The sequence below is a fragment of the Shewanella sp. QJM3NY_23 genome, assembly GCF_056173105.1.
Genome location: NZ_CM149657.1, coordinates 3,698,583 through 3,723,607, shown reverse-complemented (window position 1 = coordinate 3,723,607; position 25,025 = coordinate 3,698,583). Strand labels below are relative to the sequence as shown.

The 25,025-nt window shown below is 47.3% G+C and carries 22 protein-coding genes; 10 read left to right on the top strand and 12 right to left on the bottom strand.

The window, feature by feature from the left end:
* From AC0VXX_RS16450 to ardB, 5 genes are all read left to right on the top strand, one after another.
* Nucleotides 1–1,794 carry a sigma-54-dependent Fis family transcriptional regulator gene (locus AC0VXX_RS16450; protein WP_475515150.1) on the top strand — a complete coding sequence of 598 codons (1,794 nt, stop codon included), beginning with the start codon at nucleotides 1–3 and terminating at the stop codon, nucleotides 1,792–1,794.
* Between the two features lie 196 nt (nucleotides 1,795–1,990).
* Nucleotides 1,991–2,971: an acrylyl-CoA reductase (NADPH) gene (acuI, locus tag AC0VXX_RS16445; RefSeq protein ID WP_475515149.1), complete on the top strand. Its 981-nt coding sequence runs from the start codon at nucleotides 1,991–1,993 to the stop codon at nucleotides 2,969–2,971.
* 618 nt (nucleotides 2,972–3,589) lie between these two features.
* Entirely contained in the window at nucleotides 3,590–4,720 is a 1,131-nt protein-coding gene (locus AC0VXX_RS16440) for a hypothetical protein (RefSeq protein ID WP_475515148.1), read from the top strand.
* Between the two features lie 510 nt (nucleotides 4,721–5,230).
* The gene (gene ardA, locus AC0VXX_RS16435) at nucleotides 5,231–6,751 is read left to right on the top strand and encodes an acrylate reductase flavoprotein subunit ArdA (RefSeq protein ID WP_475515147.1); all 1,521 of its coding nucleotides are present in this window, start codon (nucleotides 5,231–5,233) and stop codon (nucleotides 6,749–6,751) included.
* 28 nt (nucleotides 6,752–6,779) lie between these two features.
* A complete protein-coding gene (gene ardB / locus AC0VXX_RS16430; protein WP_110457771.1) occupies nucleotides 6,780–7,133 on the top strand; it encodes an acrylate reductase cytochrome subunit ArdB in 354 nt (117 codons plus the stop codon).
* Nucleotides 7,134–7,361: 228 nt separating this feature from the next.
* On the opposite strand, the gene AC0VXX_RS16425 is transcribed toward ardB, so the two are convergent.
* Nucleotides 7,362–8,231, bottom strand: a complete 870-nt coding sequence (locus tag AC0VXX_RS16425; RefSeq protein WP_475515146.1) for a LysR family transcriptional regulator — start codon at nucleotides 8,229–8,231, stop codon at nucleotides 7,362–7,364.
* Nucleotides 8,232–8,352: 121 nt separating this feature from the next.
* On the opposite strand from AC0VXX_RS16425, the gene AC0VXX_RS16420 reads away from it, so the two are divergent.
* On the top strand, nucleotides 8,353–9,006 hold the full coding sequence (locus AC0VXX_RS16420) for a TetR/AcrR family transcriptional regulator (RefSeq protein ID WP_475515145.1): 654 nt from the start codon (nucleotides 8,353–8,355) through the stop codon (nucleotides 9,004–9,006).
* Here AC0VXX_RS16420 and AC0VXX_RS16415 read toward each other — a convergent pair.
* Complete coding sequence (locus tag AC0VXX_RS16415; RefSeq protein ID WP_475515144.1) at nucleotides 8,990–10,357, bottom strand: ATP-binding protein; 1,368 nt, start codon at nucleotides 10,355–10,357, stop codon at nucleotides 8,990–8,992. The genes AC0VXX_RS16420 and AC0VXX_RS16415 overlap by 17 nt on opposite strands.
* On the bottom strand, nucleotides 10,358–11,041 hold the full coding sequence (locus tag AC0VXX_RS16410; RefSeq protein WP_475515143.1) for a response regulator: 684 nt from the start codon (nucleotides 11,039–11,041) through the stop codon (nucleotides 10,358–10,360).
* Between the two features lie 260 nt (nucleotides 11,042–11,301).
* On the opposite strand from AC0VXX_RS16410, the gene AC0VXX_RS16405 reads away from it, so the two are divergent.
* Both AC0VXX_RS16405 and fieF read left to right on the top strand, forming a co-directional pair.
* Nucleotides 11,302–11,787, top strand: a complete 486-nt coding sequence (locus AC0VXX_RS16405; RefSeq protein ID WP_475515142.1) for a Spy/CpxP family protein refolding chaperone — start codon at nucleotides 11,302–11,304, stop codon at nucleotides 11,785–11,787.
* A gap of 64 nt (nucleotides 11,788–11,851) precedes the next feature.
* On the top strand, nucleotides 11,852–12,721 hold the full coding sequence (fieF, locus tag AC0VXX_RS16400; RefSeq protein WP_475515141.1) for a cation efflux pump FieF: 870 nt from the start codon (nucleotides 11,852–11,854) through the stop codon (nucleotides 12,719–12,721).
* Nucleotides 12,722–12,783: 62 nt separating this feature from the next.
* Here fieF and AC0VXX_RS16395 read toward each other — a convergent pair whose 3' ends face one another.
* The gene (locus tag AC0VXX_RS16395) at nucleotides 12,784–13,707 is read right to left on the bottom strand and encodes a LysR family transcriptional regulator (RefSeq protein ID WP_475515140.1); all 924 of its coding nucleotides are present in this window, start codon (nucleotides 13,705–13,707) and stop codon (nucleotides 12,784–12,786) included.
* A 93-nt stretch (nucleotides 13,708–13,800) separates the two neighbouring features.
* Here AC0VXX_RS16395 and AC0VXX_RS16390 point away from each other — a divergent pair, with 93 nt between their 5' ends.
* The gene (locus AC0VXX_RS16390) at nucleotides 13,801–13,947 is read left to right on the top strand and encodes a hypothetical protein (protein WP_475515139.1); all 147 of its coding nucleotides are present in this window, start codon (nucleotides 13,801–13,803) and stop codon (nucleotides 13,945–13,947) included.
* Between the two features lie 37 nt (nucleotides 13,948–13,984).
* Here the strand turns inward: AC0VXX_RS16390 and glnG are convergent, their stop codons facing one another.
* The 7 genes from glnG to glnA all read right to left on the bottom strand — a co-directional run bounded on the left by glnG (nucleotide 13,985) and on the right by glnA (nucleotide 21,278).
* On the bottom strand, nucleotides 13,985–15,394 hold the full coding sequence (gene glnG / locus AC0VXX_RS16385) for a nitrogen regulation protein NR(I) (RefSeq protein ID WP_475515138.1): 1,410 nt from the start codon (nucleotides 15,392–15,394) through the stop codon (nucleotides 13,985–13,987).
* Between the two features lie 72 nt (nucleotides 15,395–15,466).
* A complete protein-coding gene (gene glnL, locus AC0VXX_RS16380) occupies nucleotides 15,467–16,510 on the bottom strand; it encodes a nitrogen regulation protein NR(II) (RefSeq protein WP_475515137.1) in 1,044 nt (347 codons plus the stop codon).
* Between the two features lie 128 nt (nucleotides 16,511–16,638).
* Nucleotides 16,639–17,184 carry a DUF4124 domain-containing protein gene (locus AC0VXX_RS16375; RefSeq protein ID WP_475515136.1) on the bottom strand — a complete coding sequence of 182 codons (546 nt, stop codon included), beginning with the start codon at nucleotides 17,182–17,184 and terminating at the stop codon, nucleotides 16,639–16,641.
* Nucleotides 17,185–17,424: 240 nt separating this feature from the next.
* A complete protein-coding gene (gene ppnP / locus AC0VXX_RS16370; protein WP_475515135.1) occupies nucleotides 17,425–17,739 on the bottom strand; it encodes a pyrimidine/purine nucleoside phosphorylase in 315 nt (104 codons plus the stop codon).
* Between the two features lie 107 nt (nucleotides 17,740–17,846).
* The gene (locus AC0VXX_RS16365; protein ID WP_475515134.1) at nucleotides 17,847–18,671 is read right to left on the bottom strand and encodes an N-acetyl-ornithine deacetylase; all 825 of its coding nucleotides are present in this window, start codon (nucleotides 18,669–18,671) and stop codon (nucleotides 17,847–17,849) included.
* Between the two features lie 341 nt (nucleotides 18,672–19,012).
* A complete protein-coding gene (locus AC0VXX_RS16360) occupies nucleotides 19,013–19,471 on the bottom strand; it encodes a hypothetical protein (RefSeq protein ID WP_475515133.1) in 459 nt (152 codons plus the stop codon).
* Between the two features lie 397 nt (nucleotides 19,472–19,868).
* Nucleotides 19,869–21,278 carry a glutamate--ammonia ligase gene (gene glnA, locus AC0VXX_RS16355; protein ID WP_475515132.1) on the bottom strand — a complete coding sequence of 470 codons (1,410 nt, stop codon included), beginning with the start codon at nucleotides 21,276–21,278 and terminating at the stop codon, nucleotides 19,869–19,871.
* A gap of 367 nt (nucleotides 21,279–21,645) precedes the next feature.
* Here glnA and typA point away from each other — a divergent pair, with 367 nt between their 5' ends.
* Nucleotides 21,646–23,472, top strand: a complete 1,827-nt coding sequence (gene typA / locus AC0VXX_RS16350; RefSeq protein WP_475515131.1) for a translational GTPase TypA — start codon at nucleotides 21,646–21,648, stop codon at nucleotides 23,470–23,472.
* Nucleotides 23,473–23,598: 126 nt separating this feature from the next.
* Here typA and AC0VXX_RS16345 read toward each other — a convergent pair whose 3' ends face one another.
* Nucleotides 23,599–24,813, bottom strand: a complete 1,215-nt coding sequence (locus AC0VXX_RS16345; protein ID WP_475515130.1) for a 4Fe-4S binding protein — start codon at nucleotides 24,811–24,813, stop codon at nucleotides 23,599–23,601.
* Nucleotides 24,814–25,025 lie beyond the last annotated feature (212 nt).

The window sequence follows — 25,025 nt, the reverse complement described above, 5'->3', positions numbered from 1 at the left end:
ATGACGATTGCTCCACAGACAGAGGCTTGGTTATCTGACTCTTGGTCACGCAGCCAAGGTGCAGGATTATCAGAAACCCAGCTGCCACAAGCCGTGCGTTTAGAGAGCGACGCGCTCGCCGAACGCCACGAGCTATATCGCAAATTAATCGCCCTGATTGAACAACACGCTTTACCCTTGTTTCATCAGCTCATGGCGCATACTCAGAGCCGCCTTATTTTGTCTGACAACGAAGGTTATGTGCTGCGCCATTGGGGGGTAGCACAATACTCTAATAAGTTGGCCAATGTGGCACTGGATATCGGGGTCAATTGGCATGAGCAGTACCGAGGCACTAACGCCATTGGTACGGCGCTAACCTCAAAGCAAGCGGTATCTGTGATTGGCGATCAGCACTTTATTCGTCAGCATCGCTTTATGAGTTGCACCGCTACGCCCATTTTTTCGCCCACGGGGGAGATGCTCGGCGCTATCGACATCACCAGCGAACAACAACGCCATAGCCAGCAGACCCTGTTGTTGATCGCCAGCTTAGCGCAACAGATTGAAACGGCGCTATTATGCCATCTGCCCGGTAGCCACTATCGTATTGACTTAGCTGAGCAAGCTTCGCTTATTACCTCGGGATGGCAAGGTATAGTGGTCGCTAATGCCGAGGGTAAAATATTGGGCTGTAACCCGATGGCCCACAAACTGCTGCAGAGCGCCAAGGTGGGTGACGATATTCATCAATATTTGGGGCAGCAATGGCATCGCCCCGAACAGTTATTACAGCATCAAAGTTTACACCTTAAGACCCAAGAGTTAGTGCCCAGCAGCCGCTCTCATCTGGTGAGTCAGCAGATAGGCGTGCGTTTTCGTGACCCGCAATTGGAGCGCACTTGGCAGCAGGCCAACAAGGTGGTTAAACGTAATATTCCGTTATTGGTGTGCGGTGAAACTGGGGTCGGTAAAGAGCAGTTTATTAAAAAGTTGCATCATCAGAGCAGCCGTAGCCAGCACCCATTAGTGGCGGTCAATTGCGCCGCCTTACCGAGTGAGCTGGTGGAATCAGAGCTGTTTGGTTATCAGGGGGGCGCATTTACCGGTGCCAGTCGCAGTGGTTATTTGGGCAAGATCCGTCAAGCCGATGGCGGCTTTTTGTTCCTCGATGAAGTGGGCGAAATGCCCCTTGCGGCGCAAGCGCGCTTGTTGCGGGTATTGCAAGAGCGCGAGGTGGTGCCTGTTGGCAGCAATCACACCTTTAACGTCGATATTCAAGTGATTGCAGCCACCCATATGGATTTAGCGTCTCTGGTCGAGAAAGGCTTGTTTAGACAAGATTTATATTATCGACTCAATGGCCTGCAAGTGGAGCTGCCGCCGCTGCGCGATCGCCTAGATAAGGCGCGGATCATCGATAAATTACACAAGCGTTATCGGGTGGCGCCGCAAGCATTATGCGCTGAACTGTTAGCGCAGCTGTTATGTTACGCCTGGCCGGGTAATTTACGTCAGTTAGATAATGTGATGCAGGTGGCGTGTTTGTTGGCCGAGGGCGACGAGGTATTAGCGTGGCATCACCTGCCTGATCATATGCAGCAACAGCTGCGTGTGGCCGATCATCTATTGCCGATAGAGTCAGTGCTTGAAGAGAGCCAGTCAAAAGCGGGTCAATCCCTCAATGCCACCATTAATGCCAATGTCGCCGCCTTGTATCATGAGTGTCAAGGCAATGTGAGTTTGTGCGCCAAACGTTTGGGGATCAGCCGTAATGCGCTGTACCGTAAATTAAAGGCCTTAGGGCTGAAGTAAGCTTGGCTACATGGTCTGATTTGAGCGAAATATGTGACTGACCGCGCTAAGCTAAATATGATGTAAATGCGCCAGCTCACGAAGCTGACCTGAGACAATATCACCACTTGCTTGTGTGGCGTTATCACCATTAAGGTAAGCGCCAATGAGCTTGTACCATCAATAATCACTGATTTAAATCAGTTCGGAGAGAAGCATGTTTGATGCATTAGTGTTAACTCAGCAAGATAAAGTGACGCACGCCAGCGTGACGCAATTGAGCGAAGATCAGCTTCCGGCTGGCGATGTGGTAGTTGATGTCGCCTATTCCTCTCTCAACTATAAAGATGGCCTGGCGGTGACAGGCACTGGCAGAATTATCCGCCAGTTTCCTATGGTACCGGGCATCGATTTTGCGGGCGTGGTGAGCGAATCGGCAGATCCACGCTACCAAGTGGGTGATGAGGTGATCCTCACTGGTTGGGGCGTGGGTGAAAATCATTGGGGGGGGATGGCGCAAAAAGCACGCGTCAATGCCGACTGGTTAGTCCCCATGCCAGCAGGATGTGATGCCGCCAAAGCCATGATGATAGGCACCGCCGGGCTTACCGCCATGTTGTGTGTACAGGCATTGCAACGCGCCGGAGTGATGCCAGAGCAAGGTGAGGTGCTCGTCACTGGCGCCAGTGGTGGTGTCGGCTCGGTTGCGGTGACCTTGCTTGCCAGTGCGGGTTATCGTGTGGTGGCCTGCAGTGGCCGCGTTGAACAAAATGGCCCTATGCTTAAACAGTTGGGCGCGGCAGAGGTGATGGATCGCGCCGAGTTACAGCAAGATGCGAAACCCTTAGAGGCCCAGCGCTGGGCAGGTGTGGTCGATACCGTTGGCGATAAAATTTTAGCGAAAGCATTGGCGCAAATTAACTATGGCGGCGCCGCGGCCATTTGTGGTCTTGCGGGCGGATTTGCACTGCCCACCACAGTGATGCCCTTTATTTTGCGCGGAGTTAGCCTACTGGGTATTGACTCCGTTTCTTGCCCATTTGAGAAACGCCAAGCCGCGTGGCAAGAGGTGATTGCACGTTTGCCTGAGCAGTTCTATCAGCAGGCTTGTCAGCAAGTGAGCCTAGCTCAAGTGCCAGAATTTGCCGATAAGATTGTTAAAGGACAGGTGACAGGGCGAGTGCTGGTTAAACTGTGATCCGCTATTGATGGCCGCAAATGATGGCCGCAAATGGTGGCCGTCAATACCGTAGGGCTCAACGCTGCGTTGCGCTAACCAGAACTGGGTATCGGCAAGCTTGCGTTAGCTTCCTGCGTATCCCCCCATTTATTGAGTGGCCTAAGGGCCACTTTTTTTGTGCTTAAAATTTATCAAACGACTTTAATTCAATGGCTTGATTATGTGAGGGTGCCGTTGATCTTGGTCACAATTTAGCCGTTAATAGCTTGTGACTGGTTTGCTGTTCGCCGTTGACATAGGCATACTGTAGCGCTGCTGGAGTGCAGCATTAAAGATGGTCTAAAGTTATTGTCCAATAAAATGGCTATGTGTTGTTTGAATGGTATTAGTCATTGCATCAATGTAGGTAGTGAACACTGCATATATTGACCCAACGACTCGGCATTAACTTGTGTTGTCACTCAATCTTAGCCTTTAATTTAATGAATTAGGCTAGCACAGCGACAGGTGATTTGACTCAGGCTCGGTGCTTTACCCCCATTACATTTACTCAGTAATTTATGGATGGGTATCACTTAGGCTGGTTAAATCAAAACTCCTCTTATGTAGTTCTCTCTACACAAACAAGTTGGTTGAATGATGAAAATTTCCAAAGCATTACTGTTGGCGCTGTTAATGCCAACCTCCCTCGTCATCACAGATGTACAAGCAACGGGTGCAGAAGATGGCATTAACGTCTCTGGTGCTGTCAGAGTCAATTATGCCTACAAAGATTATGATCAAGTCTCTAAAGACAAGTTGGGTGATTTTACCTTCGATATGGCTGCCATTAAGTTTGACGGTAAGTTAGGTGATTGGGGGCTGGCCAGCGAATATCGCTTTTTAGATGGCTGGAATATGTTGCGTTACGGCTATGGTTTTTATGATGTAAATCCACAATGGCAATTGCAATTGGGTGTCACCCAAGTGCCTTTTGGTAACCCAGGGTTTATTTCAAATAGCTTTTGGTTTGGCGTGCCATATTACCTGGGTTTCGAAGATGATTATGATTTAGGGGTTAAGGCTGCCTATTCTAGCGGCGCGTGGAACACTGAAATGGCATTCTTTAAAAATGCCGAATATGCCGCCAGCAACAATCAGCGCTATGCGACCGATCTGTATTCGGGTGTGGTTAATGGCATCGAATATTTTAACCAAGAGACTAATCAGCTTAATCTACGTCAGATGTATGAGATAACCTATGCTGGTGGTCAAACTCGCCTAGGTGGTTCAGTCGAATTCGGTCAAATCTATAACAGTAATACTGGCAATAATGGCGATCGCTACGCTGTCGCGTTACATATGGATAGCAGCTATAACGGCTGGAACCTGCAACTGCAGGTGATGCAGTATGAATACGACGCTGCCGATGCGGTTGATAGCAATAAGATTGCGGTGTCCGCTTATAATTATCAGTATGAAATTGCAGCTAAAGCGCAAGCGTATAGCGTCAACGTCGCCAAGACGTTAGATACCGATTGGGGCAGCATTAAGTTATATAACGACTTTGGCATGGTGACCCCAGATGTCGATGACGACAGCTATGACACCAGTTATCAAAATGTCACTGGCGTCGCCCTTGCTGCGGGCCCGACTTACACCATGATTGACTTTATTTTGGGTAAGAACATGTACGCCTCGACTGGCGATAACAGCCATGTCGGCCTGCCTGAGATGGGCGATAGCTGGGATAAGCGAGTTAATATTAACTTTGGTTACTATTTTTAAGTCTTAAGTATTAAGTCTTGAGTCTTAAGAGCTAAACCATAAGGGTTAAGGTCTTAAGGCGCTAAACTCAATTAGCTGTTAGCGGCTCAAAGCCCAATGCCAACTTCTGTTTGGTATTGGGCTTATTATTTTCTGGCCCCCGCCAGCCAGATGGATCCTAGGTTGGCTTTTATCCTGTTTCACTATCGCTTAGCGTGACGGCTGAGCTTAGTCATTTTTTATTCATGCTTATCTAAGTTTTTCTCTCATACCGTGATTGCTTAACTTGGTTGTCGACAGTGATGACGCCCCATTATGCTTGGCTTTTCTGCTTCATTGCCACAGATAGTCGGTTTTGGAATCGATTCCAAAAGACTCCCAAAGTAGTGATTTTGAGTAAATTTGAAGCCAGTTACCACTTTTCAAATGTTGCTAGTTTGTTTTAAAAGTAACTGTTGGTTAACTCCCGTTTTGGAACGGATTCCAGCCCTATGATGACGCTGTCGAATAAATCATAAAGGGTGATAACAGATGAGTAATGTAGATCTGCTAGGACGCCGTCATTTTATTAAAGGGCTAGGTGCCGCGGCGGGTGTCGCTATCGCCGCCCCTGCAATGGCGGTTTCTGAGAAAGCTGACGGTGTGACATGGGATAAAGAAGTTGAAGTGCTGATCATAGGTTCAGGCTTTGCTGGCTTAGCGGCGGCGATTGAAGCCACCCGCAAGGGCGCTAAAGATGTCCATATCTTTGAAAAAATGTCTTACTTTGGTGGTAACTCAGCCATTAACGGTGGTCTCTTTGCTGCTCCCGGTACGCCGATGCAGAAAAAAGAGGGCGTACAAGACTCAGTCGATCGTATGGTGGCTGATCAGTTAAAGTCTGGCCGCGGTATTGCTGATGAAGCATTGCTACGCCATGTGGCGTCTCACGCGGTTGAAGCCTTGCAGATGACTATCGATGCTGGCGCCGAATATCATCCGTACCTTCAGCAGCTCGGTGGTCATTCCGTTGCGCGAACCTATCAAACCACTGTGAGCTGCGGCGCGGGTATCACCCAACCACTTTACAAAGAGTGTCAACGTATTGGGGTTAACATTCATAACCGTTCTAAGTTTGAAGGGTTCTTGGTCGGTGACAAAGGTGAAGTGGTTGGCGTTAAAATGCGCCAGAATTATCATTTCGGTGAAGACCAGCCCGGTGACGTGCTGAATATTCGTGCTAAGCGTGGCGTTATTATGGCCACAGGTGGCTTTGCGCAAAACGTTGATCTGCGTATGGCGCAAGATCCCACTTTAACCTCAGAAGTGGGTTGTACCAACGCACCGGGCGCGACGGGCGAAGGGATGTTCGAGATGTTCCGTTTGGGCGCGATCCCTGTACACCTTGCCCACATTCAGTCTGGCCCTTGGGCATCGCCCGACGAAGGTGGTTTTGGTTATGTGTCTAACTACTCTATCTATAATTTCCCGCATTCAATAGCGATTAACCGCCTAACGGGTAAGCGTTTCATGAATGAAATCGCCGACCGTAAGACCCGTGCCGATGCTGAACTGGCGTGTCGTGACGAGAAGGGCGATGCCTTACCACCAATTTTGATCACCAGTTATAAGGATTCTAAGCAGCATCCAAATACCAAGAAAGTGATTAAGTACAATGTAGGTTGGAAGTTCGACACCATTGAAGAGCTAGCCAAGCATTTCGACGTACCTTTAAAGCCGCTTAAAGCGCAAATTGAAGAGTACAACACCTACGTTAAATCTGGCGACGATAAGCAGTTCGGTAAAAACATGACCAAAGCCAAAGATAAGTTTATCGAGGCGCCATTTACCGTGGTTCGCTTATGGCCAAAAGTGCATTACTGCCAAGGTGGTGTGCAGGTCAATACTAAGGCCGAAGTTAAAGACAGCTTTACGGGTCAGTCTATTCCAGGTTTATATGCAGCGGGTGAGGTGTGTGGCGGTATTCACGGCGTGAGCCGTTTGGGTAGCTGCTCAATCCCTGAGTGCATGGTAATGGGCATGACTGCTGCACGTACCATGATGCAAGCCTAAGTCGACCGGTAATTAAGAGGAATCAATAATGAAAAAGTTAACTATTGTACTCGCGCTGGTCTTAGGTGGCTTAGTGAGTCTGTCTGCTCAAGCGATTGAGCAGCGTGCTTGGCATAAAGAGGTGATCGGTAAAGATTGTAAGGTTTGTCATGACAAGGGGATTAAGCAGTTCCCGTCTGATCAAGCTTGTTTGCAGTGTCACGATGTGGACGACCTAGCCGAGCAAACTGCACGTAGTGAAGAGGATAAGTGGCAGAATCCACATAATAATCTTCACTATGGCAAAGACCTACCTTGCCAAGAGTGTCATGGTGAGCATAAAGCTAAAAAGCCATTATGCAGCAACTGTCATACCTTCAAGTTTGATAAGCACCAAGAGTAATACTGGCCCAGTGACTCATTGAAACATGGGTCACTGTTCTATCTCTATCCCCCAATAATTTGGGGCGCAGCACAGATTGTATTCTCCTAGTAAGCTGTGACTTTTCTGAGGGGAAACCGCAGCGTTATTCCAGCAGTGATGATGTTAAAGTTAATTAAGCCTCTTGGTCATTTCCTTGCCTAAGAGGCTTTTTTCTTTGTCTAAACGATAGACAATAACTGCAGCTTGTTAGTGATCGCATGCCTCGGCCAAGTTTTCAACATTGGCCTTAATCAGGGTAATAAGTTGCAGTGTGGCATCGGTTTGCGTATCAGGGTTGAGGTACAGAGCCTCATTGAATATTGGCAACACGGGTAGGCCGTGTTCGAGAGGATCTAATATCTGCATATTATCGTTGATACGAAACTCGGCAATAGGCGCGATAGTAAGATCGTTCTCTACCGCCATGCATAAGGCTTGTGGCGACGGCGTTGATAACAATACATTTATTGGCCGCATAGTGAGCTGATGATTGGCAAAAACCTGTGCTCGGATGGGGCAATTTTCGGGATACAGCGCCATAGGGATCGTGGCACGCTTGTGGGCATTGCCATTTTTAGCAGCGACCCAATGAAATCGACGCTCAAACAGGAGTTCACCGTGAGCTGGTGGCTGCCAATGGGTGGCAACGATGAGATCAAACTCCCCTTGTTGCAGGCGCTTATACAGATTGCCACTAACATCGGTATCAATGACCAGCTCTATGCAGGTAAATTCGCGAATAAACTCGAGCAAACAACTACTGAGGTAGCGCTTAATATAATCTGTGGGCACCCCAAGGCGAATAATTTCACGGTTTTGGCAATCTTTAAGCTCATCTAGCGCCTGAGAGTTGAGCTGCATCATCTTGTAAGCATAGTTAAGTAAAGTATTGCCCGACTCGGTGAGGGTGACTCCTTTGTTGTCGCGCAGGAGTAAGGATTGCCCGACACTCTCTTCCAGTTTTTTGATCTGCAGGCTTAAGGTTGACTGGGTGCGACAGATCTTATCGGCGGCTTTAGACAAGTTGCCGCATTCCGCTACCGCGATAAAACTCTCAAGCAATTCGATTTTTAACATGAGGTATTGAGTTTATTAATAGTGGTATCAGTATTACTCAATATCTGCTGACCACAAACCCTGTTATGGTTCGATTGTGAAGTTGCAATGTGTTTGTTTGTAGAAATGTGATGGGGTCGCTATGAGTAGCTGGGAACAAAGAACGGATTATCTTGTTGAGGTTGCACTGCGATGTCTTAGGGGGCACCAGAGTTTTGATTTGTGCCGTTCTCATCTGGTGGCAGCCAGCCAAATCTCTAAAGGAACCATCTATAACCATTTCACCACCGAGGCTGATTTAGTCGTGGCCGTTGCTTGCGCTCAATACCAAGATTGGTTGCTTGCGGCTGAGCGCGATCAGCTGCAATATCCCGATCCCTTCGAATGCTATCTGTTTCATCACTGCCAACGTCTGCACGATGTGTTAGCTCAAAAGCGCTTCGTGATAGAGCGAATGATGCCTAATCAAGAGTTATTGCAGCAAGCCTCTGACGTCTACCGCGATAGATTTAATGATTTGCTTGAGCAATATTACCATTGGAATCAGGCTATTATTTTATCCGTTGGTGAGCGTGCGGGATTTGATCGTTATGAATTACTCAAAAATTATATTCGCGGCACAATGATCAACAGTGATGATGGCAGCAAGGCATGTGACGATGTACAGACCTATTATCAGTTTAGCTATGCGTTGAGCCAGTTAATGGGGCATTCGGACAAGCGCATCCCCACCAAGCAAAAATTTGCCGATTGGCTTGCGCAGCTTCATGAGCAAGCTGCTATCTCGGCAGCTTGATGCTGACTTTTAAGCCGTGAGGTTGCATGTTGCTTGCGCTGATCTCCCCTTTGTGGGCATCAATCGCGGCTTTAGCTATTGCCATACCTAAGCCCCAGCCACCCGATTCGCGCTCTCTGGCGGATTGTGGCCGATAGAAGGGGTCGAACACCGCCTGTAAATCGGTTTCCAACTCAATCCCTGGGCCATCATCAATAATCTCAATCAATAGATGATCCCTGTGTAAACTGGCGCTGATACTCACCTGTTTTTCGGCGTAGCGAATGGCATTTCGCAGCAAGTTTTCGATGGCGCGCGCTAATGTCCTAGGGGTAATAGGTAGGCAGAGCTGCTCATCAATATCGATGAGTAACTGTTTATTTTGCTGCTCGGCTTCAAATTCGGCATCATCTAATACCTGGCCTAAGGTTTCATTGAGAGATAGTAGATGCCGGTTCTCAGGCAGGTTGAGCTTAACTCGTGACAGCTCAAGCAGTTCGGCAATCATCGCCTCAAGTTGCAGCGCTTCGTAGCCAATACGCTCTAGCTCGGTCGAGTCTTGACCACGTTTACGGGCTAGGGCTAGGGCGAGTTGTAAGCGCGTCAGTGGAGTGCGTAGTTCATGAGACATATCGCTGATAAGCCGTTGTTGGCTGCTGACCATAGACTCGATTGAGCCCGCCATGGCATTAAAGGCAACGGCGAGTTGGCCTATTTCATCTTTACGTGCTGTGGTGCTGTTATCGGCGCGATGACTTAACTCGCCTCTGGCTACCGCTTCAGCACTCTCTTTTAAGGCGCGTAGCGGTTTACCTAAATGCCATGCCAGTAGGCCGCACAATAAGCCCGACAAAACAATGGCAAGCACTAGGGTGAAGATGATGTTATCGGCGAAGAAAAAGAACCAAGGCTTAGGGTGCATCTCGGCCATTCTGCCATAGAGGCTAAATTTACTGCCATTGACACTAAACTCATGGGGGCCAAAAAAAATCTCACTCTTAAATTGATGACTGATGGGGCGCCCGGTTTCTTCAGCCAATAACATGAAGCGTCGCATACCGCGAGAGACTCGGTCGGTATTGACCACTTGGCCTTGCTCATTGACCAGATAGAAGCGCACTGGCTTATGGCCCATCTCTTTAATCCGATGCCAGCGTTGATCACGCTCGGAGGTGAGCACTTCTGGGTGAGTTTGAATATGACTGGCCACGCGTTCAAGTAGCTCTTGTAGGCGCGGTGTCATTTTAGTTTGGTCATGATTTTGCTGCAACAATGGCAGCAAACCAACAATGGCAATGATCAAACTGCTACATAGCCAAAAGCTGAGTAACAGTTTGATGAAAATCCGATTGGGGAGACTACTTAGCTTCATTTAAGTTAACCAGATATACCCTTTACCACGCAGCGTTTTAACCCGCGGGCGGCCGTCGGCACGTTCGGGGAGTTTTTTGCGTAAATTAGACAAGTGCATATCTAGGCTGCGATCGAAGGGCATCAATTTTTTGCCGAGCACCTGCTCGCTCAGCGTCTCTTTGGTTAACACTTCACCATTATGTTGGATCATGTAATACAGCAGGCTGAACTCGGTTCCCGTAAGGATTAAGAGCTGATCTTGGCATGTCACCTCTTGGCGACTTGGGTCGAGTTTGATGTCGGCAAATTCAATGATACCCGGCTGCTGTTCATCTGCTTGCTGGCTGGTGCGGCGGATAATCGCCTTAATTCGCGCGACGAGTTCACGGTCATTAAAAGGTTTTGGTAGATAGTCGTCAGCGCCAATTTCGAGCCCTACTACTCGGTCTATTTCGTCACCGCGTGCGGTGAGCATCAACACCGGAGTTTGCTTCTTGGTTCGTAGGGCCTTAAGCACTTCAAAACCGTTCAGTTTAGGTAACATGACATCTAATAGGATTAAGTCAAACTCTTGCTCCAGTGCGAGGTTAAGACCCGCCTGGCCATCGTTGGCCACGGTTAAGCTGAATCCTTCTAACTCTAAAAACTGCGCTAGCAGTTCGGCTAGACCTAAGTCATCGTCAACTAACAATATGTGATTCATATGCGCCTTAATCTCTGTTAAATATTGATACACAGCTAACCGCCTGAGTATACCCGTTTGGGTGTCAATTGCCGTCTACCAATGTAAGTCTACGTAAAGGGCTTCATACAGGTTATTTTAGCGCAACCACGTAGCAACTTTACAGAGGTTTACCTTGCTATCGCGCAGCATTACATTGCAGGGCGTACACTAGTAGATGTTGGAACTCAACGTGAGTTTAATTGATTTATCCACTCGCAAAAGCGTGTAAGAGGCAGACTATGAATAAGTTAACCCTAAAATCTGGACTATTGGCACTAATAACCACGGCAAGCTTATTGTCGTCAGCAGCGTTTGCCGAAACGCCTACTCGTGATGCGGCGCCGTATCATAAGATGCATGGCGAACATAGGGCCCATCATGATGGCATGCATAAACTCTTTCGTGGTTTAGACTTAACCGATGAGCAGCGTGGCCAAATTAAACAGATAATGCAGCAGCATCGAGATGCCATGAAGCAAAATCGTCCTGCCGATGACGTGCGTCAAGCTCATCAATCGCAAATGTTGGCAGTGCTCAGCGCAGACAGTTTTAATGAGGCCGATGCGTTGGCGTTAGTGCAAGCTAAACAACAGCAACGTCAAAATGCGGCCATCGCTAAGTTAAAAGTACAGCATGATATCTATCAGATGCTTACGCCAGAACAGCAGGCGACATTTAAAGCTAACCTAGCTAAAGGGATGGGACGTAAAGGAAATCGCCGCTAAGCATTAACTAAGTTACAATGGGTCATGTTTCTTCCCCTACTTTACTCAGTAGTAATGTGACCCTATGAAAGACACTTCTCAATACGATTTTTGGGTGAAGCTGGCGAGCCGCGCCGCTGTGGCAACAGCTTTCACCCTTATTATTATCAAGCTTACAGCCTGGATGTACTCAGGTTCTGCCAGTATGCTGGCCTCGCTCACCGACTCATTTGCTGATGCGTTAGCTTCAATCGTTAACTTTATCGCGATACGTTATGCCATTGTGCCTGCCGATAAAGATCATCGCTATGGTCATGGTAAGGCAGAGCCTTTGGCGGCATTAGCGCAGTCGGCATTTATTATGGGATCGGCTTTTTTGTTACTGTTTCATGGTGGCGATCGCCTCATCAACCCCACGCCAGTCAATCATGCCACTATGGGGATCATTGTCTCGGTTATCGCTATAGTGCTAACTTTTGCCTTGGTGATGTTGCAAAAACGTGCGGTAGCGGCAACCTCTAGTACCGTTGTAGAGGCCGATGCGCTGCACTATAAGTCGGATCTATTACTCAACTCGGCAGTCTTACTCGCCTTGGTATTGTCACAATTTGGTTGGTGGTGGGCCGATGGTTTGTTTGCCGTATTCATTGCGCTATTTATTGGTCGCCAGGCGTTAGACTTAGGCTATCGTTCGGCGCAATCGCTGCTCGATAGAGAGCTTGATGCCGATAAGAAATTACTTATTGTTCAAGCGCTAGAGCAAGATCCACGTATTAATGGTTTCCATGATTTACGCACTCGCGAGTCGGGTAAGACCACCTTTGTACAGTGTCATTTAGAGCTCGATGGTCAGCTTACTCTGCATGAGGCTCATTCCATTGCCGATGCGGCGGAGACCAGGGTACGCCAGCTGTTTGAGGATGTGGAAGTACTGATCCACCAAGACCCCATTTAAGCTTGATTTTTTTGCCTTAAATAAGCCGCCAATGGGCGGCTTAGTGTTAAAAAGTATCCCCCTTAAAGGTCGATATTACTTAACTGGGGTGATGATAGTGCCGCCTGTTGCGCTTGCTGGCTCAAGTGTAACAATGCCGCAGCAGCAGGCGTGAGAGGCAGATCTTTACGCCAAATTAAGGCTAAGTCCCAGGTTAAATTCGGCACTATGGGTTTAAACACTAAGCGGCTATTACTGAGTCGAGCGCAGATGGGCTCGGGAAGAATGGCGACCCCCATATCGGCCTCAACCATAGTGGCTAAAAAATCCCATTGGCCGCTGCGAAAAGCGATATTTAATTGCACTCCCGCCTTGGCGCTAAGCCGCCGGATCAATTTAGCCAGTGAGAAGTCCTCGTTGTATAAAATAAAGGGGTAGGCTTCAAAGTCTTGCCAAGTGATCGCCTGTTTATCTGCGAGTGCGTGACCTTCGGGTAAGCAGGCGAGCAGAGGGTAGCGCGTCAAGGGATGATGAGCTAGCTCGGTTTCATGTGTGGTGGGAAGTGCGGTAAAGGCGATGTCTAAGCTGTTGTTGAGTAAGGCTTGTTCACAACCAAAACCGCCATATTCATACATTTGTAATTCGATGCCCGGATAGCGCTGTCGAAAGTCGGTTAGTAAACCGATCAGCAGACTACTCATCATGGGGCAAACACCTAGCCGTAAGTGGCCCGATTTGAGTCCACTTAAATTGGTTAAATCTTCCTGTAATCTGTGCCATTGACCGAGGATTTCTCGGGCGCTGCGTTCGAGCAATATGCCAGCCTGAGTGAGTTCAACTTTTTGATTATTACGATGCAGTAATTGCTGACCTAGGCTCTCTTCGAGGCGCTGGATAATTTTGCTCAGTGTCGGTTGAGTGATAAAGCATTTTTCGGCGGCGCGGGTAAAATTCGCGCTTTCCACTAGGGTCAGGTAATACTGTAACGTCTTGATTGGTATATTCATTCTTTTTTGGCATTTATGGCATGGCATATATTCATTTTACTAATAGACACCATAGTATTACTTTGAACTGGTCAGCAAAAATGGAGCAAAACAATGAAATTTACTAAAAACTTATGGGTCGGTGCCTTGTGGCAAGCTGCAATGCCTGCCGATTCAAATGAAAGCGACAAGGCTACAGAATCATCGGCAACTGTGGCAAACAATGCTCCCTCTGAAGAGCTACAACATAGCCCAGCCTAAGCTGGGCTTTTGTTATCTCAGCTTTGGTATCACTAGGCTAGTCCATCTCTAACTCTTTGAGTTTGCGGGTTAATGTGTTACGTCCCCAGCCTAAACGTTTGGCCGCTTCCTGCTTATGGCCGTTAGTATGCTTAAGCGCCGTTTCGAGTAAGATGCGCTCAAAAGCCGGTTGAACCTCGGTAAGCAAGTCGCTATCCCCTTCACTTAATCGTTTATCTATCCACTGGGTTAAGGCTTGCTGCCATGAGCCGCCCCCAAGTTCTGCTGTGCTGTGTTGACTGGCGGTGGGAGTTAATAATTCTGGTGGTAAGTCTTGAGGTAAAATCTCCTGTCCCGATGCCATGACCATTAACCAGCGACAGGTATTTTCTAATTGGCGCACATTACCAGGCCAAGGTAGGCTGGCTAATATCTCTGCGGTGGCTTTGGTGAGTATTTTGGGTTCTACACTGATCTCTTTGGCCGCAGTGGCTAAAAAGTGGCGCGCTAACTGGGGAATATCTTGCCGGCGTTGCGATAGTGGTGGCAGATGCACGCGGATAACGTTTAAGCGATGAAATAGATCTTCTCGAAACTCCCCCTTACTCACTTGGTTTTCCAAGTTTTGGTGGGTGGCGGCGATGATACGCACATCAACCTTTACGGGCGAGTGGCCACCAATACGGTAAAATTGACCATCGGCCAACACCCGCAACAATCGCGTCTGGACATCCAGTGGCATGTCGCCAATTTCATCGAGAAATAAGGTGCCGCCGTCGGCTTGTTCGAAGCGGCCTTGGCGAACGCCTGCCGCGCCAGTAAAGGCTCCTTTCTCATGACCAAACAGCTCTGATTCAATCAACTCTTTTGGAATGGCCGCCATATTGAGCGCAATAAAGGGCTTGTCTTTACGTGGGCTGTGTTTGTGCAGTGCACCCGCGACCAGCTCTTTACCTGTGCCCGATTGACCATTGATTAATACACTGATTGAGGAGCGTGATAGTCGACCGATGGCGCGAAACACCTCTTGCATGGCGGGGGCTTCGCCGATAATTTCTGGTGCTTTAACTTCGGGTTCAGCTTTAGCTTTCGGTGACTGCTCCTTGGCGTGATTGAGCGCGCGTTCGACTAAACTAATCACCTCATCGATATCGAAAGGTTTGGGCAGGTATTCGAATGCGCCTGCTTGGTAGGCGCTAACGGCGCTATCGAGATCTGAGTGAGCTGTCATGATAAGTACTGGAATATGTGGGTAATGCAGCTGTAAGCGATCTAGCAGCGTCAGGCCGTCGGTGCCTGGCATTCTAATGTCTGAAATGATCACTTGAGGCTGTGCCTGCTCTAGTGCTTGCCAGAGTGATTCGGCAGCGGCAAAACTAGCGCAGCTAATTTTGGCCCCTTTTAAGGCGCGTTCTACGACCCAGCGTATGGAGCTGTCATCATCGAGAACCCAAACTTTTTCTGTCATACGCTTACTCTCTTAAGTTGAATGCTCATTATGCGGTGTCACGCGCGTGTCTCTGGCGACCTGTAGCTCAGTTTAGCCTTTGACCGGCAGTAAAATGGTGAACTCGGTCTGTCCGGGAACCGATGCACAATCAATGCGCCCGCCGTGTAATCTGGCAAAGTTATGGGCAATGGATAGCCCTAGCCCTGAGCCATGTTCGCGGCCCGTGACCATAGGATAAAACAGGGTATCCATTAGTTCAGGTTTGATGCCGGGGCCGTTGTCTATGATAGATAAAGCCAGCACCAGCTTATGCCTCAGAGTACCAATGGTTATCTGGTGCTGGGTGCGGGTTTTAATGCGGATCTCGCCGCCTGTTTCTAATGCTTGTATCGCATTTTGCACAATATTGAGCACCGCCTGCTGCAGTTGCTCTTGATCCATTTCAATATCAGGAATGGAAGGATCATAGTCTTGGATCAAATGAATATTGCTAGGCAAGGTGACCTGCACCAGCTTAAGCACTTTTTGGATCACTTCATGGATATTATGCATGCTGTGCTGTGTCGGTTTTTGTGGCCCTAGCAGTCGGTCGACCAAGTTACGTAATCTATCGGCTTGCTCAATAATCAGATCGGTAAATTCGCGTTGTTCATCATCTTTTAACTCGCGGGCGAGTAGTTGCGCCGCACCGCGTAGGCCGCCGAGCGGATTTTTAATCTCATGAGCCAAATTACGCACCAGATACTGCGCCGCTTGTTGCTGTGCATCTAAAGTTAACTGCTGGTGAATGCGCCGTTGTTGATCCACCTGACGTAACTCCAATAAGCCTTGGGGGCCGCCATTGTCTGCTTCGATGGGAGATAGGGTGATGTCGAGAATGTGTGCGTGGCCATCTAAGGTAGTGATATTAGCACTATTGACCGTGAGTCCTTGGTGCTGCTCAATGGCGCTCATTAGCAGCTGAGTATCGACACTCAGTTCTTGATAGCAATCGCCTAGGCTATGCTCTGTGAGTCGGTGACACCCTAAGCCTAATAGTTGCTCTGCTGCACTGTTGGCATAGCAGAGTTTTAAATCATGATTAATCACTATGACCGCAGTCACTAGGTTGTTCAGCAAAGGGTCTGTGTGCATTTACGACTCCTGAAATAGATCGCACCAACATGGTGCACCAATTTGGTGCATGGTGCAAGCTAGCTTCATCGAGACGAAAAATGTCGAAATATGCGCTAAGCCAATAAAAAATAATTAATTAATATTTATTAGCCGCCAGCGGGTTTAGGCTTTGGTATCGCATTGACCCTAGCTCGATGAAGAAATACGGTTCTTGGAGGAGTAGATGCAAGTTGTTTGCCGTTTTGTGCTAACGCCTTAATTTCAAAAATATGTTCACCGCGATCGACGTTCTCTAAACTAAATATCGCAGTGGTTTGCGCTGGCCCCATCACTTTGCCATCCATTAACAGCACCAACACGTGATTACTGGCAAGATCGGGGGTTATCGAACCAATAATGGTGATGTTGCCGTTATTATCACGAATGGTTTCCTCTTCAGATGGGCTGCTGATCCGCATCTGATAGCTAGGCTTATCTGCTGCTGGATCAGGTTGCTTGTCGCCTAGATCTCGCACCACTACTGGTGGTAGCTTAATCTGATTTTGGGTATTTTCTTTGAGCTCGACCGTTTGAGCGTTTTCAATTGGACTGTCTGAGTAGTGTACCTTGCCATCTTTATCGACCCATTTATAAATGGCCGCCTGCGCGAACGCGGTAACAAGTAGTAAGGTGAGAAGCAGTAGCGTGCGCATAAGCGATCCTTTGTTATACGATGGTATCTTGCTTAGATTAGTCTGTTTTTGAATAAAAATCATCGCGTAATTTACTGTGGTTTATGCGTCGCAATATGTTGCTAGTCCATTGTAGAGGCTCGTTTAGTTGCCAGTTGAGGTGTATGCATAGAGGAGGTGGCTGCCGCGACTTGAGACGTAAATGAGTCGTAATATAGAGCGACAGTGTCGCCGCTCGGCGAATCTATGTGGTTTGTGGGGTTAATCTAGATATTGGCAGCAATACTGGGCAATGTCATTGGCGCGCATGGTAAAACTTACCTTCGCCGCCAGTTGAAACTGACTGCCTGCAGAAAAGCTTTGCCATGTATCACTGCCAGGAAGTAACACTGATAAGGTGCCATCGAGCACGTGCATGATTTCACCCACGGCAGTGCTAAATTCATATTCGCCGGGTAACACCACGCCTAATGTTTGTTTACTGCCATCACTGAAAGTGACTGTGCGGCTCATCACTTTGCCATCGAAGTAAACATTAGCCAGCTTATCTACTGAAACCTGTTGAAATTGACTCATATATTCATCCTTAAAAATATCGATAGGTGAATATATAGTTAATAAATGAAAATATCTATTCTTAAATGTGGGTGTCGTAATATCGATCTGTATGGAGTTGGTGTTGATTACTGCCTGGCAATGACCTGCTCGATAAAGGCTTGCATAATGGCACTATTGGCCAAAACACGTTGATCGAAATTCTGTTTACCCGGCGTTTCGCTGCATACGCCAACATTGGCACCTAAGCGGACCAAAAAGGCTTCAAATGAGAGGTCGAAATGGTTAAAAATAATGCCATCTTTTACTGGGCAATCATCGATAAAACCATCAGGAGCAATAGGGAAAAATTCACCTAGAGTGTCACGTAGTGTGCGGCTGAAATGGCCTGGAGTTTGGTTAGCTTCAAACGAATAGATATAAGTATCATTTTGCAGCACATCTTCGTGGCAAGTTAAAATACCTTCTTTACTGGCCGCCTGTAATAACTGCGAATGTTCAAGCAGTATTTTACCTTCAGCAGAGGTGTCATCATTACTTTTGCCGCGACCATTGTCGACCAAAAAACCTCGATTAGGATTTTGACCTAACTTATTGAATCTATGGCCGCGCTTGAATCCTGTTGGGTTGACAAGTGGCAGTAGACTAAGGTTGATGCGTTGAAAGAGTTCGGGTTCTAACTCATTGAGGAAATGTAACATTCCCCAAGGGCCTGCGGCTTCTTCACCGTGAAATCCTGCGCTAATTAACAGTGAGGGTTGCCCCGATTTTTGTGCCGGTGATTGGTACAAATTTAACGGGTAACGTCCCGCGTCGCCAAGGGTTCGTTCCAGTAAACCTAATCGAGTGACTTGCTCTTTTAAGCACGCGTAAAAGGTGCTGATATCGTTACTCTCGCAACTAAAAATATCGCTCTTCCAAGTGTAACTGGCAAACGGATCACGGCTAGACATAATTGATTCTACTGTAAATTATCGGCTTGTTTATAATAGCAGTTTACCCATAAAGATAAATCATTTTAGACGCTATTCGTCATTAAATGAGTAAAAGTAAATTTGGCCAGTTATGGCAAAATATTGATTGAATTTAGCATGAGTGCTGAGAAAAAATGGGGCAAATTTTTACTGAGTGGCTAATTGCATGTCTAGTCACATTAAACGGCTGTGAATTTAACAACCTTGTTTCACTAATCTTGAGCGGCTGTTGTGGTGTGTTATTTACGTTCTTCTTTTTGCGTTAGTACTTCTGCATCTGCATTAGTAGTTTTGAATTGACGCTCAAATTTTTGCTTTATTTAGTTGATACAGCCTTCAGGGATTTTATCTGTTTGTCTTACCACAGTAATAATTTCGATAATACCATCATAGTCTGCCGCAAAACCGTCAGCGAAAGCGGGGTTACTGTCGCGCGCAATAGGGATGAGCTCTGCCTCAATATAAATCGGTGGATAAGCTTGTGCTCTTAGTTCGCTCAGTGTCAAAGAGAGTTGCTTTAGCTCTTTGGTCGCTGGCGTGGCGCGTACCCAGTAGACAAGCTGACTATCGCAGGGTTGAAAGGAAGAAACTTCATGCCCCCAGATGTAGATGCCGGGTGTGATCGCTGTAGAGGTTAACTTATTTGCAGTTGCTGGAGCGGTGTTAGAGTTAGTTTCAATTTGGGCGGCATCTAGGTCGGCTATTTTAGGTTGAGTATTGCTACAACCCATCAAGGTTAGGGTTAAATAGATGCCAGCTATCAGCAGGTTTGCTTTCATGTTGTCCTCCTATAGTTCAGTACTGTTCTGGTTAACGCCTTATGCATGGATAATAAAATACATAATGAGGTAGCCCGACTTCATTGCCTGAATAGCCTGCTCCCTCTATTGCAACTTGGCGATTTTCATCTTAGAAGTAGAGCCAATATCCATTAGACCAAGTTACCTTATCTATGTGTTTATCCATGGATGAGGCTGTGCAGTGTTATCCATAATATGCACCAAATCTTGCCAGCTGTGATTGCTAACGGCAAGTGACGATAGTGGGAAAAATAACGCCGACAAGGCCGTTAATTGTCATATGACCATTTCACAATCAAATAATGGATTACCCGATAAAGTGTGAGGTATAAAAAAACCGCCTATTTTAGGCGGTTTTTATTATCGACTTAATTGATTACAAGCTGTAGTAAAGCTCGAATTCAACAGGGTGAGTCGTGCGCGCTACCCGCTCTGCTTCACCTTTCTTCAATGCGATATATGAATCGATGAAGTCATTACTAAATACGCCACCTTTAGTAAGGAACTCACGGTCAGCATCGAGGTTTTCGAGTGCATTTTCCAGTGAGGTTGCCACTTGTGGGATCTCAGCGGCTTCTTCTGCAGGTAGATCGTACAGATCTTTATCCATCGCTTCGCCTGGGTGGATCTTGTTTTGAATACCGTCAAGACCGGCCATTAGAAGCGCAGCAAAACCTAAGTATGGGTTTGCATGTGGATCGGGGAAGCGTGCTTCGATACGGCGCGCTTTCGGGCTTGGTACCACAGGGATACGGATAGAAGCAGAGCGGTTACGTGCAGAGTATGCAAGCATAACTGGTGCTTCAAAATGTGGCACCAAACGCTTGTAAGAGTTAGTGCTTGGGTTGGTGAAAGCATTCAGTGCGCGAGCGTGCTTGATGATACCACCAATATAATACAAAGCGGTTTCACTCAATCCGCCATACTTGTCACCAGCAAATAGGTTAACACCGTCTTTAGCTAGTGATTGATGTACATGCATACCGCTACCGTTGTCGCCAACAATTGGCTTAGGCATAAAGGTGGCTGTTTTGCCATAAGCATGCGCCATGTTGTGCACAACATACTTAAGGATCTGAATTTCATCGGCCTTTTTTGTTAGCGTGTTGAAACGTGTGGCAATTTCGTTTTGACCCGCAGTCGCCACTTCGTGGTGATGTGCTTCAACGACTTGGCCCATCTCTTCAAGCACTAGACACATAGCGCTACGCAGGTCTTGTGAAGAGTCAACTGGTGCTACTGGGAAATAACCGCCTTTTACAAATGGACGGTGACCTGTGTTGCCATCTTCATAATGGGTACCAGAGTTCCAAGCCGCTTCTTTGGCATCAAGCTTGACGAAACAACCTGACATGTCGGTGCCAAATTTTACATCATCAAATAGGAAGAATTCTGGTTCTGGGCCAATCAATACGGTATCGGCGATTCCCGTAGAGACGAGATACTCTTCTGCTTTCTTGGCAATAGAGCGTGGGTCGCGGTCATAACCTGTCATGGTGCCAGGCTCAAGAATGTCACAGCGGATAAGTGCAGTGGTTTCTTCTGTAAAAGGATCTAATACAAAAGTGGTTGGATCTGGCATCAATACCATGTCTGATTCGTTAATGCCTTTCCAACCTGCGATTGAAGAGCCATCAAACATCTTGCCGTCTTCGAAGAAATCGGCATCAACTTGGTGATGCGGAATAGAAACGTGCTGCTCTTTACCTTTGGTATCGGTAAAACGCAAATCAACAAATTTGACTTCAAGTTCTGCTATTTGTTGTAAAACTGATTCTGCTGACATTCTTAAATCTCCGTGTAGGGTAGAGGGGATGCCCTTCTTATAACATTCAACTTACGCTTAACGCGGTACTGACCAAGATAAAGCGAGACTCGTGCCAATATTTTAAGCTGTTGAATAATAAAGGGATGCAAATAAGTGGAAGGAGTGGTGTAATCTGGCCTGCACTATATTGGTGCGTCCCTTGCCTTTTTATGGTGCATTCACCATCTTGGTGCGCACTGTGATGATCATGATTATTCATAGCTGACTAAAAAATAATCCTGTGCGAGAGTCCTCGTCTAGAGTAGAATGGCACGTTTTTTATTGCAATAGCTATTATTGAAGCTGTTAGTAATACCCTATTTTTTTGATGGTAAGAGGTTTATTTGTGTTAGAGAATTTACGTAACATCGCCATTATTGCACACGTTGACCATGGTAAAACTACCCTTGTTGATAAGTTGCTGGCACAGTCTGGAACCCTGGAGTCTCGGGGAGAAGCCGCTGAGCGGGTGATGGATTCGAACGACATCGAAAAGGAACGTGGCATCACGATCCTTGCAAAGAATACTGCCATCAAGTGGAACGATTACCGTATCAACATCGTTGACACCCCTGGCCACGCCGACTTCGGTGGTGAAGTTGAGCGTGTTCTTTCGATGGTTGACTGTGTATTGCTACTGGTTGATGCGGTTGATGGCCCAATGCCACAGACGCGTTTCGTCACCAAAAAAGCATTCGCACAAGGCTTAAAGCCAATCGTTGTTATCAACAAAATTGACCGTCCAGGTGCTCGCCCTGATTGGGTTATCGACCAAGTATTCGATCTATTCGACAACTTAGGTGCGACTGATGAGCAACTAGACTTCCCAATCGTTTACGCATCTGCGTTAAACGGTTACGCAACTTTAGATCCAGACGAAGAGGGTGTCGACATGACGCCACTGTTTGAAACTATCGTTGAAAAAGTATCATTCCCAGATGCTGACTCGGAAGGTGACTTCCAGATGCAGATCTCGCAACTTGATTACAACTCATATGTAGGTGTTATCGGTGTAGGTCGTATCAAGCGTGGTAGCGTTAAGACTAACCAACAAGTCACTGTCGTTGGTGCTGATGGTAAGACACGCAATGGTAAAGTCGGCCAAGTATTAGGTTACATGGGTCTAGACCGTACCGAAGTTGAAATTGCTAACGCTGGTGACATCGTAGCAATCACTGGTCTTGGTGAGCTTAAGATCTCTGACACTATCTGTGCAGTAGGCGCTGTAGAAGCACTACCACCACTGTCAGTTGATGAGCCAACATTGACCATGACTTTCCAAGTCAACACCTCTCCATTTGCTGGTAAAGAAGGTAAGTACGTGACTTCACGTAACATCCTTGAGCGTCTACAGCAGGAATTAGTGCATAACGTTGCACTGCGTGTTGAAGAAACTGAAAGCCCAGATCGTTTCCGCGTATCGGGCCGTGGTGAGCTTCACCTGTCAATCTTGATTGAAAACATGCGTCGTGAAGGTTACGAGTTAGCCGTTTCGCGTCCAGAAGTGATCATGAAAGAGATCGATGGCGTGATGTGTGAACCGTTCGAAACCGTAACCGTTGACGTTGAAGAAGAACATCAAGGCGGCGTTATCGAGAAGCTAGGTACCCGTAAAGCTGAAATGAAAGATATGCAGCTTGACGGTAAAGGCCGTGTGCGTATCGATTTCGTGATTCCAAGCCGTGGTCTAATCGGTTTCCAAACTGAGTTCTTAACAGCCACTTCTGGTACCGGTCTGATTTACCACACTTTTGATCACTATGGTCCATTTAAAGGTGGCGATATTGGTCAACGCGCTAACGGCGTATTGATCTCTAACGCAACAGGTAAGGCGCTGACTTTCGCACTATTTGGTTTACAAGATCGTGGTCGCCTGTTTATTGGCCACGCGGCCGAAGTATATGAAGGCCAAGTCGTTGGTATTCATGCGCGTGCTAACGACCTTACAGTGAACTGTTTGAAAGGTAAGCAGCTAACCAACATGCGTGCATCGGGTACCGATGAAGCACAAGTACTGACTCCACCGATCAACTTAAGCCTTGAGCAGGCGCTTGAATTTATCGATGATGATGAATTAGTTGAAGTAACGCCGCAGAGCATCCGTGTTCGTAAGCGTTTCTTGACAGAAAACGAGCGTAAGCGCCACAACCGTGGTTCAAAAGACGCTTCTTAAGCCTGTGCTAGCACTTACGAGTCGCTAGCCCTTAAGCTTTAAGTATTAAAAGCCCTGAACATGCAAATGTTGAGGGCTTTTTTGTCTTGGTATTGAGGCACGATATACCAACGAGGCGGTCAGGGGTTAATGACCAATGGCGTTAAGATGTTGGATCAGGTACATCCGCATTTCAGTTGGGGTCTGGCTGACCCAAAAACCGCTCACATAGGCGATCAGTGGCAGCATAAATAGCAGCACGAATAACATGATGGTCAAGCCACGGGCAGATAGTGTGATGCCATTACGAGTACTTAAGTGCAGTGCCTCTTTTTTAGGGCAAGCGGATACACAACGCATACAGGCTTGGCATTCGTCTGAGCGAATATGCTTTTGGGTGTGCACGCTGATGGCCGCTGGGCAGGCGCGGGTGCATTTGTCACAGTTCATCCCTTTAGATTCGATAAGGCAGTGTTGGGTATTACGGCGTATTTTAAATGGGCTTAAAAAACTCAGTAGCCCAAGTAGTGCACCATAGGGACAGATGTAGCGACAGAAGCCTTGGCGTCGCCAAGCGACTATTGCCAAAATAACCCCGAAGCAAATTAAGGTGACCAGTCCTGGAGTGATAAAAAATAGCGCCATTTTTAGGTCGGCAACTTTATGGTAGTTACCGTTGAGGTAATGGGGGATCGATGCACTAGGCATACCGATCACAATGTAGAGTAAGGCGGCCAATAGTAGGTATTTGAGCATACGAAGTGGCCAGTCTAGCCATGCTGGTGGCAGAAATTCACGTTTAATGACGCGTTTTCTGAGTTTGTACAGGTATTCACCCGCCAAGCCCAGTGGGCAAGCCCAGCCGCAAAACGCTCGCTTACACAATAGCCCTGTCAGTAGTACCACGGTGAGCATCACAGCTGCAGCAGGGTGGTTTTGATCCCAAATGCCTAAACTTAAAATGGCCTTTAGCTCGATCCCCCCCGCGATAGGTAAAAATCCATCACCTACATCGGGGCGCATTAACCAAGGCGTTATGCCCATTTTTAGTAGGGCGGCATTAGCGGCAAACTGTAAACCCACCAGCAACATGGACAGTGCCAGCAGGTGTTGGCATACCTCCCTTAGAGTGTTGGCTCTCACAGTGCCTTTAATCAGCTCAGGGTGATAGCGGTTGGCGATAGCCAGTCCAGTGACGGCGATAAATAGCGCTAATAATAACGGCCAGTAAAGGGTGATTGCCAAGGTGCCAATGAGTAGGCCTCCCGCCAGCAGTGCCCCCCATTTTTTGCCGCTCCAATAGAGCAAACTGATGCTATACACCAAGGCTAACATTAAGGTTACAGATTCGATTATTGTCATTGTGGAAATACCAACTAATAGCTTGTATCTATAAGAGGAGATGGGATGATCTTAGTTCTTCTATGCTATCGATAGTGTGGTGTGAATCGCGAAATTAAGCCCTTATATGCCCGGTTTGATGATCTGTATCGCCTTGTTAGTAAAGTGTAATACGGCCAAAGCAGCATTGATGTTCGCTTAAATTAGTTCACTGTATTTGAGTCGGTGTGCTG

What these genes read in the sequence shown, in the direction of transcription:
- AC0VXX_RS16450 (WP_475515150.1), top strand. Translation starts at nt 1, where the DNA reads ATGACGATTGCTCCACAGACAGAGGCTTGGTTATCTGACTCTTGGTCA.
- acuI (WP_475515149.1), top strand. Translation starts at nt 1,991, where the DNA reads ATGTTTGATGCATTAGTGTTAACTCAGCAAGATAAAGTGACGCACGCC.
- AC0VXX_RS16440 (WP_475515148.1), top strand. Translation starts at nt 3,590, where the DNA reads ATGATGAAAATTTCCAAAGCATTACTGTTGGCGCTGTTAATGCCAACC.
- ardA (WP_475515147.1), top strand. Translation starts at nt 5,231, where the DNA reads ATGAGTAATGTAGATCTGCTAGGACGCCGTCATTTTATTAAAGGGCTA.
- ardB (WP_110457771.1), top strand. Translation starts at nt 6,780, where the DNA reads ATGAAAAAGTTAACTATTGTACTCGCGCTGGTCTTAGGTGGCTTAGTG.
- AC0VXX_RS16425 (WP_475515146.1), bottom strand. Translation starts at nt 8,231, where the DNA reads ATGTTAAAAATCGAATTGCTTGAGAGTTTTATCGCGGTAGCGGAATGC.
- AC0VXX_RS16420 (WP_475515145.1), top strand. Translation starts at nt 8,353, where the DNA reads ATGAGTAGCTGGGAACAAAGAACGGATTATCTTGTTGAGGTTGCACTG.
- AC0VXX_RS16415 (WP_475515144.1), bottom strand. Translation starts at nt 10,357, where the DNA reads ATGAAGCTAAGTAGTCTCCCCAATCGGATTTTCATCAAACTGTTACTC.
- AC0VXX_RS16410 (WP_475515143.1), bottom strand. Translation starts at nt 11,041, where the DNA reads ATGAATCACATATTGTTAGTTGACGATGACTTAGGTCTAGCCGAACTG.
- AC0VXX_RS16405 (WP_475515142.1), top strand. Translation starts at nt 11,302, where the DNA reads ATGAATAAGTTAACCCTAAAATCTGGACTATTGGCACTAATAACCACG.
- fieF (WP_475515141.1), top strand. Translation starts at nt 11,852, where the DNA reads ATGAAAGACACTTCTCAATACGATTTTTGGGTGAAGCTGGCGAGCCGC.
- AC0VXX_RS16395 (WP_475515140.1), bottom strand. Translation starts at nt 13,707, where the DNA reads ATGAATATACCAATCAAGACGTTACAGTATTACCTGACCCTAGTGGAA.
- AC0VXX_RS16390 (WP_475515139.1), top strand. Translation starts at nt 13,801, where the DNA reads ATGAAATTTACTAAAAACTTATGGGTCGGTGCCTTGTGGCAAGCTGCA.
- glnG (WP_475515138.1), bottom strand. Translation starts at nt 15,394, where the DNA reads ATGACAGAAAAAGTTTGGGTTCTCGATGATGACAGCTCCATACGCTGG.
- glnL (WP_475515137.1), bottom strand. Translation starts at nt 16,510, where the DNA reads ATGCACACAGACCCTTTGCTGAACAACCTAGTGACTGCGGTCATAGTG.
- AC0VXX_RS16375 (WP_475515136.1), bottom strand. Translation starts at nt 17,184, where the DNA reads ATGCGCACGCTACTGCTTCTCACCTTACTACTTGTTACCGCGTTCGCG.
- ppnP (WP_475515135.1), bottom strand. Translation starts at nt 17,739, where the DNA reads ATGAGTCAATTTCAACAGGTTTCAGTAGATAAGCTGGCTAATGTTTAC.
- AC0VXX_RS16365 (WP_475515134.1), bottom strand. Translation starts at nt 18,671, where the DNA reads ATGTCTAGCCGTGATCCGTTTGCCAGTTACACTTGGAAGAGCGATATT.
- AC0VXX_RS16360 (WP_475515133.1), bottom strand. Translation starts at nt 19,471, where the DNA reads ATGAAAGCAAACCTGCTGATAGCTGGCATCTATTTAACCCTAACCTTG.
- glnA (WP_475515132.1), bottom strand. Translation starts at nt 21,278, where the DNA reads ATGTCAGCAGAATCAGTTTTACAACAAATAGCAGAACTTGAAGTCAAA.
- AC0VXX_RS16345 (WP_475515130.1), bottom strand. Translation starts at nt 24,813, where the DNA reads ATGACAATAATCGAATCTGTAACCTTAATGTTAGCCTTGGTGTATAGC.